Origin of the sequence: Sphingomonas sp. 1F27F7B (genome assembly GCF_005503355.1) — a bacterium.
Taxonomy (GTDB): Bacteria; Pseudomonadota; Alphaproteobacteria; order Sphingomonadales; family Sphingomonadaceae; genus Sphingomonas.
On sequence record NZ_SCMK01000040.1, the window covers coordinates 1 to 14,615 of the forward strand.

General features: G+C 66.8%; 11 protein-coding genes. 5 read left to right on the plus strand and 6 right to left on the minus strand.

Annotation, left to right across the window (positions count from 1 at the left end; genetic code table 11):
- Positions 1–247 precede the first annotated feature (247 nt).
- Entirely contained in the window at positions 248–973 is a 726-nt protein-coding gene (locus tag FFS08_RS22590) for a dienelactone hydrolase family protein (RefSeq protein WP_137864688.1), read from the minus strand.
- A 68-nt stretch (positions 974–1,041) separates the two neighbouring features.
- On the opposite strand from FFS08_RS22590, the gene gpmA reads away from it, so the two are divergent.
- Positions 1,042–1,728, plus strand: coding sequence for a 2,3-diphosphoglycerate-dependent phosphoglycerate mutase (gpmA, locus tag FFS08_RS22595; protein ID WP_137864687.1), 687 nt, complete (start codon positions 1,042–1,044; stop codon positions 1,726–1,728).
- Between the two features lie 2 nt (positions 1,729–1,730).
- Here the strand turns inward: gpmA and FFS08_RS22600 are convergent, their stop codons facing one another.
- A complete protein-coding gene (locus FFS08_RS22600) occupies positions 1,731–2,093 on the minus strand; it encodes a hypothetical protein (protein WP_137864686.1) in 363 nt (120 codons plus the stop codon).
- A 109-nt stretch (positions 2,094–2,202) separates the two neighbouring features.
- On the opposite strand from FFS08_RS22600, the gene purE reads away from it, so the two are divergent.
- On the plus strand, positions 2,203–2,658 hold the full coding sequence (gene purE / locus FFS08_RS22605) for a 5-(carboxyamino)imidazole ribonucleotide mutase (protein WP_137864698.1): 456 nt from the start codon (positions 2,203–2,205) through the stop codon (positions 2,656–2,658).
- A complete protein-coding gene (locus FFS08_RS22610; RefSeq protein ID WP_137864685.1) occupies positions 2,655–3,731 on the plus strand; it encodes a 5-(carboxyamino)imidazole ribonucleotide synthase in 1,077 nt (358 codons plus the stop codon). Before purE ends, FFS08_RS22610 begins: the two co-directional genes overlap by 4 nt.
- 257 nt (positions 3,732–3,988) lie before the next feature.
- Here the strand turns inward: FFS08_RS22610 and FFS08_RS22615 are convergent, their stop codons facing one another.
- The 3 genes from FFS08_RS22615 to FFS08_RS22625 all read right to left on the minus strand — a co-directional run bounded on the left by FFS08_RS22615 (position 3,989) and on the right by FFS08_RS22625 (position 8,424).
- On the minus strand, positions 3,989–4,924 hold the full coding sequence (locus FFS08_RS22615; protein WP_137864684.1) for a DUF808 domain-containing protein: 936 nt from the start codon (positions 4,922–4,924) through the stop codon (positions 3,989–3,991).
- A gap of 324 nt (positions 4,925–5,248) precedes the next feature.
- Positions 5,249–5,548: a hypothetical protein gene (locus FFS08_RS22620; protein WP_137864683.1), complete on the minus strand. Its 300-nt coding sequence runs from the start codon at positions 5,546–5,548 to the stop codon at positions 5,249–5,251.
- 14 nt (positions 5,549–5,562) lie between these two features.
- A complete protein-coding gene (locus tag FFS08_RS22625) occupies positions 5,563–8,424 on the minus strand; it encodes a M16 family metallopeptidase (protein ID WP_137864682.1) in 2,862 nt (953 codons plus the stop codon).
- Between the two features lie 124 nt (positions 8,425–8,548).
- On the opposite strand from FFS08_RS22625, the gene FFS08_RS22630 reads away from it, so the two are divergent.
- The gene (locus FFS08_RS22630; protein WP_137864681.1) at positions 8,549–10,186 is read left to right on the plus strand and encodes a M20/M25/M40 family metallo-hydrolase; all 1,638 of its coding nucleotides are present in this window, start codon (positions 8,549–8,551) and stop codon (positions 10,184–10,186) included.
- Between the two features lie 83 nt (positions 10,187–10,269).
- Entirely contained in the window at positions 10,270–12,081 is a 1,812-nt protein-coding gene (locus FFS08_RS23885; protein WP_212742066.1) for an eCIS core domain-containing protein, read from the plus strand.
- 92 nt (positions 12,082–12,173) lie between these two features.
- Here FFS08_RS23885 and FFS08_RS22640 read toward each other — a convergent pair whose 3' ends face one another.
- Entirely contained in the window at positions 12,174–14,474 is a 2,301-nt protein-coding gene (locus FFS08_RS22640; protein WP_137864680.1) for a TonB-dependent receptor, read from the minus strand.
- Positions 14,475–14,615 lie beyond the last annotated feature (141 nt).

The following is a 14,615-nucleotide window of genomic DNA, read 5'->3' on the forward strand; positions in this document are numbered from 1 at the left end:
GACCGCCACCCGCTGCCGGTTCGTCTGGGCCGCGTCCTTCGGCAGGTTCTCGAGAACGGTGGCGACGGCTGCCTCGAGCGCGATCGTGATCTTCGACATTGCTAAATCCCCTGCTGCCGTGCGGGGATATGAACCGGGGCAAGGGGCCCGCCAATCTGGCGGGAACCCTTATGGTAATCGCACCTTACGGATGAATCCGGGACCGGTGCATCGACGATTCGTTAACCCTGTTCCTGCGACTCGCCGCTCAGGCGAAGACCTCTTCCAGGAAATTGGCCATGGCCTGCCAGCTGCGGCGGTCGGCCCGGGGCTCGTAGACCACGCCCGGAATGGCGGATGTCTTGCGGTCCTGGTCGGTGAAGGCGTGGCCGGCATGGCCATAGGCATGGATCTGCCAGTCGGCGCCCGATTCGGTCAGCTCCCGCGCCAGCGCCACCGTCTTCTCGGGCGGCGCGATCGGGTCTTCCCAACCATGGCAGACGAGCAGCTTGGCCGCGATCGGCGCGACACTGGCATAATCGGGCCGGTCGTAGACGCCGTGGAACGAGACGCCGCCCAGGATCGGCAGCCCGGCCCGCGCCATGTCGAGCACGCACTTGCCGCCGAAGCAGAAACCGATCGCGGCCAGCCTGGCGGGATCGGCCCGGTCGAAGCGCGCAAGCGCGTCGAGCGCGGCGGCGAGCCGGTCGCGCAGCAGCGCCCGGTCGGCGTTGAGCGTGTCCATATGTTCGTTGCGGTTGGGCGAGGCGTGCGTCACCCGCTTGCCCTGGCCGTAAATGTCCGCCGCCAGCGCGACATAGCCGAGCTTGGCGAGGTTCTCGGCATGGACGTTGTCGGCTTCCTTCTGGCCGAGCACATTGGGCAGGACGAGCACGCCGGGGCGCAGCGTCGTCACTTCGTCCTCATAGGCGATCACGCCTTCGAACGGGCCGCCGGGCCCCTGATACGCCAGAGTCTGCCGAACGATCGCCATCGCCTGTCTCCCTTGTCCCCGCCGCTCCTGCCGCTAAGGACGCTCGCAACCGGTTGCAAGGAGTTCGCATGCCCAAGCTCGTCCTGATCCGCCACGGCCAGTCGGCCTGGAACCTCGAGAACCGCTTCACCGGCTGGTGGGACGTCGATCTGACCGAGCAGGGCGTGCAGGAAGCGCGCGACGCGGGCACGCTGATGAAGGAGAAGGGGCTCGATTTCGACCTGTGCTTCACCAGCTTCCAGAGCCGCGCGATCAAGACGCTGCACCTGGCGCTCGAATCGATGGGCCGGCTGTGGCTGCCCGAGGAGAAGAGCTGGAAGCTCAACGAGCGCCACTATGGCGGCCTGACCGGGCTGAACAAGGCCGAGACCGCGGCACTGCACGGCGACGAGCAGGTGAAGATCTGGCGCCGCAGCTTCGACGTGCCGCCGCCGCTCCCCGAAGAGGGTTCGCCCTGGGACCTGGCCAAGGACGAACGCTATCACGGCGTGGCGATCCCGCAGACCGAGAGCCTGAAGGACACGATCGCGCGCGTGCTGCCCTATTGGGAAGCGCGGATCGCGCCCGAGCTCAGGGCCGGCAAGCGCGTGCTGATCGCGGCGCACGGCAATTCGCTGCGTGCGCTGGTGAAGCATCTCTCGGGCATTCCCGACGACGAGATCGTCAGCCTGGAGATCCCGACGGGGCAGCCGATCGTCTATGAGCTGGACGACGCGCTGAACGAAGTCGAACGCTATTATCTGAGCGAGCGGTAGATTCAGCGCCTGGCAATCATGGTGCGGCGCGTACGCAAGATGCGCACGCGCTGCATATGGCCGGGAATGTAGCGCGCACGGGCGCAAACATAGAAGTCCCCCCACAGACGTGACTCGAAAGGCCGGCCCTTCCAGAACTGCTTGATCGCCCGGGGCACCTCTGCGTCGCTGTCATTGTCGTGCAGGTTGAGCACATGGCGGGTGCCGCGTACCCAGAGGCGATTGATGCCGCTGCCGTTCGCCACATAGAAGGCGCCGCGCACCCACTGGCACTGGCCGACATGGATGGGAAATTCGGACGGGCCGGCGGCAGTCGCGCCGGCGAGCAGGGCGAGGGCGAGCAGCATCATCGGACGATAGGGCAATGCCCCTCGCGCTTCCAGCCGGGATGGGTTGCCCTCTCCCGCCCTTCCCTCTAGTCACGCCGCTTCCAACAGCACGGGGCGAGACGTGGCACCTCTGGTCGGCATCATCATGGGCAGCACTTCCGACTGGGAGACGATGCACCACGCCGCCAAGGTGCTCGAGAAGCTCGGCGTGCCGCACGAGACCAAGGTCGTCTCGGCGCACCGCACCCCGCAGCGGCTCTATGACTATGCCACCGGCGCCGCCGGGCGCGGGCTCAGGGTGATCATCGCCGGGGCCGGCGGCGCGGCGCATCTGCCGGGCATGGCGGCTTCGATGACGCATCTGCCGGTGCTCGGCGTGCCGGTCGAATCCAAGGCGCTGAAGGGCATGGACAGCCTGCTCTCGATCGCCCAGATGCCCGGCGGCATCCCCGTCGGCACGCTGGCGATCGGCAAGGCGGGCGCGATCAATGCCGGCCTGCTCGCCGCAGCGATCCTGGCAACATCGGACGAAGCGCTCAGCCAGCGCCTCCAGGCGTGGCGCGCGGCGCAGACCGAGAGCGTGGCGATCGACCCCGAATGAGCGGAGCGCTGCCCCCCGGATCGACCATCGGCATCCTGGGCGGGGGCCAGCTCGGCCGCATGCTCGCCGTCGCCGCCGCGCAGCTGGGCTATCGCACCCATGTGCTCGCGCCCGACGAGGAGAGCGTCGCCGCGCAGACCGCCTCCAGCTACACTCGCGCCGACTATCACAGCCGGATCGTCCTCGACGAGCTCGCCGCCCAGTGCGACGTGATCACCTATGAGTTCGAGAATATCGCCATCGGGCCCGTGGAGTTCCTCGCCGGCAAGGTGCCGGTGCGCCCGGGCGCACAGAGCCTGTCGATTGCGCAGGACCGGGCGCGGGAAAAGGCGTTCGTCGCCGCGCTGGGCGGTCGGACCGCCCCCTGGGCGCTGGTCGAGACGCGCGCGCAGCTCGACGCCGCCATCGCCGAGATCGGCGCGCCGTCGATCCTGAAGACGCTGCGCCTGGGCTATGACGGCAAGGGCCAGGTGCGCATCCGCGACGAGGCCGAGGCGGCAGCCGCCTGGGAGGAGATCGGCGAGCGGCCGGCGATCCTCGAAGGCTTCGTTACGTTCAGCCACGAATTCTCGATCATCACGGTGCGCGGCGTCGACGGATCGCTGGCCAGCTATCCGCCGCCCTGGAACGAGCACAAGGACGGCATCCTCGACAAGTCGACCGTGCCCGCCCCCGCCGAGATCGCGCGCCACTGGACCGAGGCGGCGGCGCTTGCCGGCCGCGTCGCCGAGGCGCTCGGCCATGTCGGCGTGCTGACGCTGGAGTTCTTCGCGACCGACCAGGGGCCCGTATTCAACGAAATGGCGCCGCGCGTGCACAATTCGGGGCATTGGACGATCGAAGGCGCCGAATGCTCGCAGTTCGAGAATCACATCCGCGCGATCTGCGGGCTGCCGCTCGGCAGCACCGGGCTCACCGGCACGGGGATCGAGATGCAGAATCTGATCGGTGCCGATGCCGATCGCTGGGCCGAACTGCTCGCCGAGCCCGGCACGCATCTCCATCTCTATGGCAAGGGCGATGCCCGGCCGGGACGGAAGATGGGCCATGTCACGCGAGTGAAGCGCGGCTAGGCTGGGGACTCAAACAAGTATCTGATCTTCGTTCGTCATCCCCGCGCAGGCGGGGATCCAGGGCCAAGTGCGGAACGGGGTGTGGCGGGCCCTGCCCTCTCCGGACGGCGATCGCGCGGTGGCGCCGATATCCCGTACTACCCTGGATCCCCGCCTGCGCCGGGATGACGATTGAAGGAATATGTGTCCCCTACCTAGTTGAGGACTCATATTCCTCTACCGTCACCCCCGGCGAAAGCCGAAGTGCCGCCCAGGGCTCAGTGCACCTTCTTCCGCGGCACGAGGTGGATCGCTCCCGCGATCGCCGCACCGACGATCAGGCCGCAGATGCCCGCGCCGATCGCACCGACCAGCCACTCCACGAACCCGCCCGCGACCGGCACCGCATGGCCGGTCGCTTCGGCAAGGTGATGGACGAAATGCGGAATCGCATTCAGCCCGAACGCCTCCAGTCCGTGCAGCAGGATGCCGCCGCCCACCCAGACCATCGCCGCCACGCCGATGTGCGACAATGCCTGGAGCAACACCGGCATCGCCTGGACGAGCAGCCTGCCCGTACGCTGCGCGATCGCCGACGGGCGCCGGCTGAGGTGCAGGCCGATATCGTCCATCTTCACGATCAGCGCCACCACGCCATAGACCCCGATGGTGATCGCGATCGCAACGGCAGCCAGCGCCGCGGCGCGCATGCCGAGCGACGCATCCGGCAACTCGGCCAGCGCAATCGCCATGATCTCCGCCGACAGGATGAAATCGGTGCGCACCGCACCGGCGACCTGGCGCTTCTCCAGCTCGGCCGGCGTGTCGATCCCGGCGACTTCCTCCTCGGCATGGTGGCCGGCCAGCGCCTCGATGATCTTCTCGGCCGCCTCGAAGCACAGATAGGAGCCGCCGAGCATCAGCAGCGGCGTCACTGCCCAGGGCGCGAAGGCGCCGAGCGCGAGCGCCACCGGCAGAATGAAGAGCAGCTTGTTGCGCAGCGAGCCGAGCGTGATCTTCCAGATGATCGGCAATTCGCGATCGGGCGTGAGGCCCACCACGTAGCGCGGGGTCACCGCGGCATCGTCGATCACCACGCCCGCCGCCTTGGTCCCCGCACGCCCGGCGGCCCCCGCCACGTCGTCCAGCGAAGCCGCCGCCAGCTTGGCGAGCGCGGCGACGTCATCCAGCAATGCGACCAGACCGCCCGGCATGTTTCCCCCTTTGTGAACTGCCGTTCAGCCCATAGCGGAGCCGCGTCGGGGCGCAACGCTCCCGCCTGCACCATTTTTCCTTGCGGATCTCATCGGCGCTGCGTCGACGGCTGCGAAACGGCGGGCCCGGCCGGTTCCTCCGTCCTGCTCTGGTGCGCTCGCGCGGCGCCGGTCCGGGAAGGCGCGGGGCCGCGGCCCGCCGGCGTCGCGTCTTGCGGAAGCGGGGGCAGCGGTTCGCCCCCGCTTCCGCGCTTTCCCGAAAAACGAAACGCCCGCCCCGCGCGGTGCGGGACGGGCGCCTCGATCAGCTTGCGTCGCGTGCGCTCAGGCGCGCGTGCCGGTGAGCGGGAAGGCGCCGAACGCACCCGCCGTGACGGTGCCGGTCATGGTGTCACCGTCCACGGCCGCCTCGCCGGTGAGCGTCATCGGCATGGGAACCGAAACGTCCATCGTCCAGGTCAGCTTGTCGCCATCGGTCTTGCCGTCCTTGGCGTCGGCATTGCCCATCGCGCCGGCGAAGGTGCCGGTGAAGGTGTCGCCGTCGCTCGTCACGGTGAACACCGCCGCCTGGTCGCCCAGCGGCGACTTCACGACCGTGTTCCAGCTGCCGTCCACATTCGCCATGAGAACTCTCCTGATTAGTTGGCCGCCGGCTTGATGCTTGCCAGCGACGCTGCGGGGACCACCTCGACGGGCAGGCCGATGCTGTCAAGCTGCGGCCGGACCTTCGCGGCATCGCCGACGACCACGAAAACGAACTTGTTCGGGTCGAGAGCCGCGCGTGCCGCAGCGTCAAGCTGCGGTATGGCGAGCATGCGATATTTTTGTGCGATGGTGCTGAAATAATCGTCCGGACGGCGGCGAAGGTCGTTCTGCTGCATCGCGTTGAGCACGGCGTCCGACGTCTCGAAGCGGCCGGGTAGCTCGCGAGTCGAGCCATTGACTTCGCGAGTCAGCTCCTCGGGCGTCACGCCCTTGGTCGTCAGGAAGTCGCGCACCTGCTGCTGGATCGCCTTGATCGAATCGCCTGTCCGGTCCGCCTGGACCGGGGCGCTGATCGTATAGGGCACGGCGTGCTCGAGGAAGGAATAGCCGCCGCCCGCGCCATAGGACCAATGCTTGGCCTCGCGCAGATCCATGTTGATGCGCGAGAGGAAGCCCGAACCCAGCGCCTGGTTGGCGGTCGTCACCGCCAGCGTGTCCGAGAAGGGATCGACGCCGGTCAGCTGCGTCGCGACGATCTGCGACTGGGGCGAATTGGGCCGGTCGATCAGGATGATCCGGGGCGTCATCGCCTGGGCCGAGGCCGCGAAGCTCTTGGCGCCGGCCGGCCCCTCGCTCTTCCAGCCGCCGAAGCGCGCCTCGAGCGCGGCCTTGATCTCGGCGAGCGGACGGTCGCTGACGACGAAGATCTTGGCCTTGTCCGGACGGATCCAGGCATTGTGCCACGCGACCAGGTCGTCGCGGGTGATCGTCTTGACCACCGCCGGATCGCCCGAGCCAGCGCCGAGCTTGGCATAGGGGCTGCCCGCGCCGTAGAGCACGCGCGGCACCATGCGGCCGGACAGGCCGGTCGGGCTGGTCAGCTCCTGCGCGATGCCGGTGAGCATCTGGCCGCGCACCCGCTCGATCTCCGCCGGCGCGAAGGCGGGCCGCTCGATCACGTCGGCGAACAGGTCGAGTGCGCCGGCCAGGTTCGGGCTCGGCGCATCGACGCCCAGATAGGTGCGATCGGCCGAGCTGCCCGAAGCGATGGTCGCGCCCAGCCGCTCGCGCGCTTCGGCGAGCGCGGTCGAATCGAGACTGGTCGTGCCTTCGTCCATCATGTTGAGCGTCAGGCGCTGGGTGCCGAGCTTGTCGGCTGGATCGGCGGCGACGCCGGCATCGAAGCTCATCTCGATCTGAGTGACCGGCACGGCGTTGCGATTGGCATAGATCAGCTCGATGCCGTTCGAGAGCCGGGTCCGCTCCACCTTGGGGAAGACGAGATCGCCGATCGGGGCGACGGCGGGCATCGCGCCGCGCGTGCCCTTCACCGGCTCGGCCTTGGCGCCTTCCGCCGGCTTGGCGGCGGCCGCCGCCGCTTCCTGATAGGCCTCCCGCTGGCCGGGCACGACCATCACGGTGAGCGAAGGCCGGTTGAGCCACCGGTTCGCCGCCGCCGTCACTTCGGCCGGCGTGACCCGGGCCATCGCCTCCAGCTCCTTCTTGAAGTGGAGCGGATCGCCCGAATAGAGTTCGCCCGAAGCGAGCGCCACGGCCTTGCCGCCGAAGCCGCCGACCGATTCCAGGCCCGCGATGCGGCCGGAGACATTGGTGGTGGCGACGCGCTTCACTTCGTCCGCGGTGGGCCCGTTCTTGAGCAGATCGGCCAGGATCTCGTCGAGACGCTTCGACACCACTGCGGGATCGACGCCGGGCTTCACCACCGCCTGGATCCTGAAGATGCCGATCTGCGCCATCGACTGGACGCTGCTCGACACCTGGACGGCGGTCTTGTCCTTGCGCACCAGTTCATTGTCGAGCCGCGAGCTGGCAAGGCCGCCCAGCACCGAGGCAAAGACGTTGAGCGCCGTCGCATCCTTGTCGTTCAGACCCGGCACGGCCCAGTTGCGCAGGATCAGGGTGGCGGCGACGCTGTCCTTGATCGTCACCGTCTTGGGCGCGGCCAGCGTCGGCACGGTGACCTGCGGCAGCACGCTCTTCGGGCCGGCCGGGATCGCGCCGAAATATTTCTCGACAAGCGGCTTGGCTTCCTTGACGTCGACATCGCCGGCCAGGACGAGGATCGCGTTGTTCGGGCCGTAGTGCGAACGGAACCAGTTCTTGACATCGTCGAGGCTGGCGGCGTCGAGATCGGCCATCGAGCCGATCACGTTATGGCCATAGGGCGTGCCGCCGAGCAGCTCCTCGAGCACCTTGTAATAGACCAGGCCATAGGGCTGGTTATCGCCCTGGCGCTTCTCGTTCTGGACGACGCCGCGCTGCTCGTCGAGCACGTCCTGGGTGATCGCGCCGAGCAGATAGCCCATGCGGTCGCTCTCGAGGAACAGCGCGCGATCGAGCGCCGGGCGCGGGACCGTCTCGAAATAATTGGTGCGATCGAAGCTGGTGGTACCGTTGAAATCGGTGGCGCCGACCTGCTTGAGCGGCTCGAAGAAATCGCCCGGGGCGTTCTCGGAACCGTTGAACATCAGATGCTCGAACAGGTGCGCGAAGCCGGTCTTGCCGGCGGGCTCATGCTTCGATCCGACATCGTACCAGGTCGAGACCGCGACGATCGGCGCCTTGCGATCGGTATGGACCAGCACGCGCAGGCCGTTCTTCAGCGTGAATCCCTCATAGGGAATGTCGACCTTCTTCACGAGCTCGGCCACCGGGACCGGTTTTGCCTGTGCCGAGGTGGCGGCGGTGGGCGCCTGCTGGGCAAAGGCAGGGACGGCAACGCCGATCGCCAGCGCGCAGATCGACGCGCCGCAGAGCATCCGGAACGATTTCATCTAAGTTTCCCCCGAGGAAGGTGATGGCGCGAGCATAACGCGGCGCATCGCTCCCGCAAGCCGGTTGCACCGGCCCCCATTTGCTCTAGCCTGTCGGAAAACGCGCCATTCCGGGGAGAAATCCGTGCATCTCAGACAGTTTCTCATCGCGCTGGCGCTCGGCCTGGCGCCGGCCGCCGCCTGGGCGCAGGCGGGAAGCGTGGAGCCGGTTTTCAGCCCCGACGAAGTGCGCGCGCATGTCGAGTTCCTCGCCGACGATCTGCTCGGCGGGCGGGACAACGGGACGCAGGGTTTCGAGATCGCCGCGCGCTATGTCTCCAGCCGTTTCGACGCGATGGGATTCAAGCCGGGCGGGACGCAGGGCTGGTACCAGCCCGTGAACATCGCCGACTATGTCCTCGACGCGGGCAAGCCCGCCTCGATCACCGTGGGCACGAAGAAGTTCGCGAGCGGCGACGATGTGCTGTTCGGCCCGAGCCCGCTCTATGGCAACGAAACCCAGACCCTCACCGCCGACGCGGTGTTCGTTGGCCATGGCCGCGAGGCGGACTATGCCGGGGTCGACGCCACCGGCAAGTTCGTCGTCGCGCTGCTCGGCAATCCGCCGGGAACTGCTCCGGGCAAGCTCGACAAGGCCGCGGTCGCCGGCCGGCACGGGGCGCTCGGCCTGATCTACCTCGTTACCCCGGACAATCTGAAGGGCGCCTTCCCCTGGGCCCAGGCGGTCACCTATTTCCAGGGCCCACAGACCAACTGGCTGGACCCCGACGGCTTCCCCAAGGGCGAGAATCCGGGGCTCAAGATCGGCGCCTATGCGAAGGGCGCCGCCGCCGATGCGCTGTTCCGGGACGCACCGATGACCGCCAGCCAGATCTACGCCACGCTCGCAGCCCCCGGCGGCACGCCAGGCAGCTTCGCGCTCAAGACCCGCCTCACGCTGCAGCGGACCAATATCGTGACGGTGAAGAAAAGCGAGAATGTGATCGGCATCCTGCCGGGATCGGACCCGAAGCTCGCCCATGAATATGTCGTGCTCTCTGCCCATCTCGACCATGAGGGCACTGATCCGGGCCTCGAGGGCGAGGACAAGATCTACAATGGCGCGATGGACAATGCCGCGGGCGTGGCGACGATGCTGGAGGCCGCCCGGGCCTTCGTCCAGAGCGGCAAGCGCCCGCGCCGCTCGATCCTGTTCGTCGCGCTGACCGCCGAGGAGGACGGGCTGATCGGCTCGGAGTTCCTCGCGCGCTACCCGGTCGTGGGCAGCGGCAAGGTGGTGGCCGACGTCAATCTCGACATGCCGATCCTGCTCTATGACTTCCGGGACGTGGTCGCCTTCGGCGCCGAACATTCGACACTCGGGCCAATCGTCGCGCGCGCGGCCGCGAAGATGGGCGTGAAGCTCTCGCCCGATCCGATGCCGGAGGAGCAGTTGTTCCTGCGTTCGGATCACTACAGCTTCGTCAAGGCAGGGGTGCCGTCGGTGTTCCTCGTGACCGGATTCGAGAATGGTGGCGAGAAGGCATTCCGTGACTTCCTGAAGACGCATTATCACAAGGTTAGCGATGATATCCGCCAGCCTTTCGACTGGCAGGCCGGCGCCAAGTTCGCGAAGATCAACTATCTGATCGCGCGCGAGATCGCCGATGCGGAGCAGGAACCGCGCTGGTACCAGGGCAACAGCTTCGGCGAGCGCTATGCCAAGGACGCACCCAAGGCGCCGCGGCCGGCCAAGGATCCGGGGACGGCCCCCGGAAACTGAGCATAGCGGAAACGGGGCTTTCTGCGCTTTTCCACGGGACGGAAAAGCGGCAGGCTCGCGCCACAGCCGTGCGAGGACCCGCCGTGTACGAACGCGCGAACCGCAAGCCGAAGACGGAACGCGCGCCTGCCGCGACGGCGCACGCGCCAGCACCCATCCAGCGTGCGGCAACACCCGGACCCTATCATGCCCTCCCCGCCCGCGTCGGCATCGGTCCGCCCAATCGCACCGGCCTGCCCGACGGGCTGAAGAACGGCATCGAGACGCTGTCGGGCCTGTCGCTGGACGATGTGCGCGTGCATCGCGGATCGAGCCGGCCGGCCGCCGTCCAGGCCCAGGCCTATGCCCAGGGCAGCGAGATCCACCTGGCGCCCGGCCAGGAACACCATCTGCCGCACGAAGCCTGGCACGTCGTCCAGCAGAAGCAGGGCCGCGTGCGCCCCACGCTCGATCTGAACGGTACCTCGATCAACGACGATGCCGGGCTGGAAGGCGAAGCCGACCGGATGGGCCGGCGCGCCGAACGGGCGGGCGGGCCGCCATCGGCATCCATGGAGCCCGTGCAACGGGCGAGCATCGCCGCGCCGGTGATGCAGCGCTCGGTGCTGCACCTCCAGGACGACGAAGGCAACTTCGTCTATTACTCGGACCTGGAAGTGGTTGAGAGAGGCAGCCGGCTCACCACCTTCACGTCAAGGAAGAAGGCCCAGGAATTCGACGACGCGCTGTCGGGCAACTCCGACGTGGTGGACGAGGCGATCACGACGAGCCAGAAACGGGCCCGCCGAGTGCCCACACCCTATGGCCATCTCAAGACTGCCGTGACGGCCAAGGTGCGGCATCAGGAACAGGGACCGCATTCGCTGTCGTTCATCGCCTTCGAGGAAAGGCTGCAGCACCGGCTGGCCAAGGGGCAGTATCTCGAGCTTCTCGATCAGGTCGAAACGCCGGAACGGGCCATTTCCCTGATGAAGTCGGAATATGGCCTCGACGACGGCGACGACGTGCTCGAACGCTATGCGCTCGACTATCGCAGCCTGTACGACGAGTTCATCCGCCTGCTGAAGGGCGACGGCGATCACGGCGTCGGCTCGCTCTTCCACCTCGTCGCGCGCAAGCTGCTCCAGCTCAATCCGTACACGACTTACAACGGCCCCAAATCGACGAACCGCGGCGAGGACCGGCACGGCGTCCTGGGATCGAACACCCTCGATAGCAAGGCCAAGTACAAGAGCTCGCTCGAATATGAGACCTATCTGCAGACGCGCGGCGACCTCTTCCATTCTTCGGACGAGGAGGAGGAAACCCAAAAGCCGAAAAAGAGCGGCACGCCCTATGTCTTCTCCTCGATTTCGCCGCGAGAACGCCGCTACTCGCGCAAGGCCCGGGAGGAACTGAAGAAGAAGCGCAAGCCGGAATCCAGCAGCTCTTCCAAGTCCAAGGTCTCTGACGACGAGGACGAATCCAGCAGCAGCGACAGCGGCAGCGAGAAGAAACCCCAGAAGAAATCGAGAAATGCCAAGACCCTCGCGTCACGCGATACGGTGACCTATTCCGGCCACAAGTTCAGCCCGAACACGGTCGGCATTCGCGATGGCGGCGAGTGCTTCTGGGACACGATGCGGCACTATGGCTTCACCGAGACACAGCTCGAGAACGCCGCCGCCAATTCCGGCCAGACCGTGGATGTGGCCGTCGACGCGCGCGACCTCGCGGCGTTCGTCGATGCGCTGAACGAGGAGGTCGAGGAGACGATCTGGATACAGCTCATCACCTACGACCTGAAAACGCTCAAATATCAGAGCCACCTCGACGTTGGCGGCGGCGACGAGCAAGTCTATGTCGCGTTGTTCATGGACGGGGATGAGGGGCATTATGTCCCCGAACTGAAATAGCGGCCGTCGGATCACCTGGCCCGCACGAGAAAGGCCGGAGCTTTCGCCCCGGCCTTCCCTTCCCTCCCAGTGCTGTCCGGGAGAGGGAGCCCTCAGAACCCCGCCTTCAGCGTCACGAAGAACTGCTGCGGCGCGCCCACCATCAGCGTCTGATTGTCGCCGCTGTTGCCGAAGCCGTTGGTGCCGATCGTCGAGACATATTTCTTGTTGAACAGATTGGTCGCATTGGCCTGGAGCTCGAGGTTCCGCCCGCCCAGGTCGAACTTGTAGCCGAGCGTGGCATCGACGAGCACGCGCCCCTCGACCGACTGGTCGTTGGTATAAGTGAAGTAGCGCTTGCTCATATAATTGGCGCCGATGCGGGCGTTGAAGCCGGCATGGTCATAGGTCAGCTCGCCCTTGAGCAGGTGCTTGGGCGCATCGACCACGGTCTTGCCCCGGGTGCGCGCAAGCACGGCGCCCGCCGCATTGATCACGTCGTCGCGATAAGTGGAGTCGTTGTAGCTGTACGATGCGAACATCCCGAAGCCGCTGCCGAGCCGCAGGTCGCCGGTCGCCTCGAAGCCGAGCGAGCGGACGTCGCCGACATTCTGCAGGATCGGCGGGTTGCCCTGGATGCCCGCCCCGACAGTGACCGCGAGCAGGCGGTTGCGGAAGTTGACATAATAGCCGGCCAGCGACCCGGTGAACGGCCCCGAGCGGAAGCGGCCGCCCAGCTCATAGGTATCCGATTGCTCGGGCTTGAGCCGGGTCGAACCGCTGAGCAGCGCGTTGAAGCCGGCCTGGGTGGTCGCGAAGGGCCCCGTGGTGGCCGAGGCGACGAAGGCGCGGGTCACCTGGGTGAAGCCGCCGAACAGCTCCGCGCCGGCGCCGAGGCGATAGTTGAAGCCCGCAGTCGGCTGGAACCAGTCGGTCACCTTGATCTTGCCGCGCGCCAGCGTGCCGGCAGTGATCGGATCCGCAGAGTTCTTAACCTGGAATCCCTTCCAGCCCAGGTTCAACGTCAGGTCGCCGAACGTCAGCTTGTCCTGCACATAATATTGCAGGGTGTCGGTCGCGTAGTTGTAGTCCCACTGCGTAGCGAACGGGTTCGACGGGAAATCCAGGCTCTTGCGGCCCGGATCGGTACGGCTGCTCAGCGCATAGAAGCGGCGCGCCTGCTGGAAGTCGTTGCGCTCATACCAGAAGCCCACAGTCACGTCGTTGAAGCCCGCGATCGTGCCGCCGACATCGCCGAACACGCCCTTGCGATCCATGTCGTATTCGGTGGTGCGCATCGAGATCGGCGAGGCGCCGCCCGGGCTCGGGACATAGGGCGTGAACCAGATGCCGCGCCCATGATTATTGTGGTAATAGCCCTTGAGCGTGTAGCGCAGGGCGCCGCCGATGCTCTCCACGCCGAACGAACCCAGCCAGTCGCGGCGCAGGCCGGCGGCGTCGAAATAGGCATCGTCGACGGTCAGGAACGGCGCCGGATAGACCGTGCCCGCCGCGGCGTTGGACACCGGCGCGCCGGTCTCGCCGCGGTTGTTGGCGATATCGGCGACCCGCACCGCGAGCGCATAGTCGTTCGAGATGTTGTCCCACTTGTAGCCCAGGCGCCGGATCATCCCCAGCGACAGGTCCTGATAGTCGTTCTCGCGGCGATCCGAATAGCTGATGGTGCCGACGAGGCGCGCATCGCCGCCGATCGGCGCCACGATCTTGCCGTTCGCCTGGTTGGTGCGCTGCGAGCCCCAGCCCTTCCACTTGTCCATGTCGGAATAGACATAGGAGGCATAGGCCTTGACCCCGCCGCCGATATCGCCGCTCTCGATCCGGCCGAACAGGCGCACGGTGTTCTCGCTGCCATAGGTGCCCTCGGCGCGGATGCCGAAATCGTCGGACGGCGCGCGCGAGAAGAATTCCAGCGTGCCGCCGAGATTGTTGGTCGCCTGGGTGCCGATCGAGCCTGCGCCCTGCGAGACGCGGACCTCGCCCACATTCTCGCTGGTGATCGCGCGGCTGATGTGCAGGCCGTTGACGTTGCCATAGGTCGCGTCGCCCAGCGGAATGCCGTCGAGCGTGAAGCCGAGCTGGTTCTGATTGAAGCCGCGGATCGAGACTCGCTCCGCCCATTCATAGGCGCCGAAGGGATCGGCGGACTGGAAGTTGACGCTGGGCAGCTTCTCGATCGCCTTCAACGGGCTGGTGCCGGCGGCGAGCTCGGCGATGTCGCTGCTTGAAAGCTGCTGGACCTGGCGGGTCTCGCCGCGGCCGATCACGACGATGTTGCTCTGGTCCGCACCGTCATCGGCGGCAGGCACCGGCGCGGACGGCTGCGCGTCCTGGGCGAACGCGGCGCCGGAAAGCAGCATCGAGGTGCCGGCGAGCAGAATGGAAAGCTTGCGCATGGATGTTCCCCCCAGGGAGTTTGTTTTCGGCACGGGCACGGTGCCCGGCAGCCGGGGAGCTAGAATTGGTGCGTTGCAACATCGCGTAACTGCAATGTCATTTGCACGACTGTGAAGTTACAAGTTTCGGGCAAGCGGCAC

Coding starts and splice junctions, on each gene's coding strand:
- FFS08_RS22590 (WP_137864688.1), bottom strand. CDS start 973: ATGGCGATCGTTCGGCAGACTCTGGCGTATCAGGGGCCCGGCGGCCCG.
- gpmA (WP_137864687.1), top strand. CDS start 1,042: ATGCCCAAGCTCGTCCTGATCCGCCACGGCCAGTCGGCCTGGAACCTC.
- purE (WP_137864698.1), top strand. CDS start 2,203: ATGGGCAGCACTTCCGACTGGGAGACGATGCACCACGCCGCCAAGGTG.
- FFS08_RS22610 (WP_137864685.1), top strand. CDS start 2,655: ATGAGCGGAGCGCTGCCCCCCGGATCGACCATCGGCATCCTGGGCGGG.
- FFS08_RS22615 (WP_137864684.1), bottom strand. CDS start 4,924: ATGCCGGGCGGTCTGGTCGCATTGCTGGATGACGTCGCCGCGCTCGCC.
- FFS08_RS22620 (WP_137864683.1), bottom strand. CDS start 5,548: ATGGCGAATGTGGACGGCAGCTGGAACACGGTCGTGAAGTCGCCGCTG.
- FFS08_RS22625 (WP_137864682.1), bottom strand. CDS start 8,424: ATGAAATCGTTCCGGATGCTCTGCGGCGCGTCGATCTGCGCGCTGGCG.
- FFS08_RS22640 (WP_137864680.1), bottom strand. CDS start 14,474: ATGCGCAAGCTTTCCATTCTGCTCGCCGGCACCTCGATGCTGCTTTCC.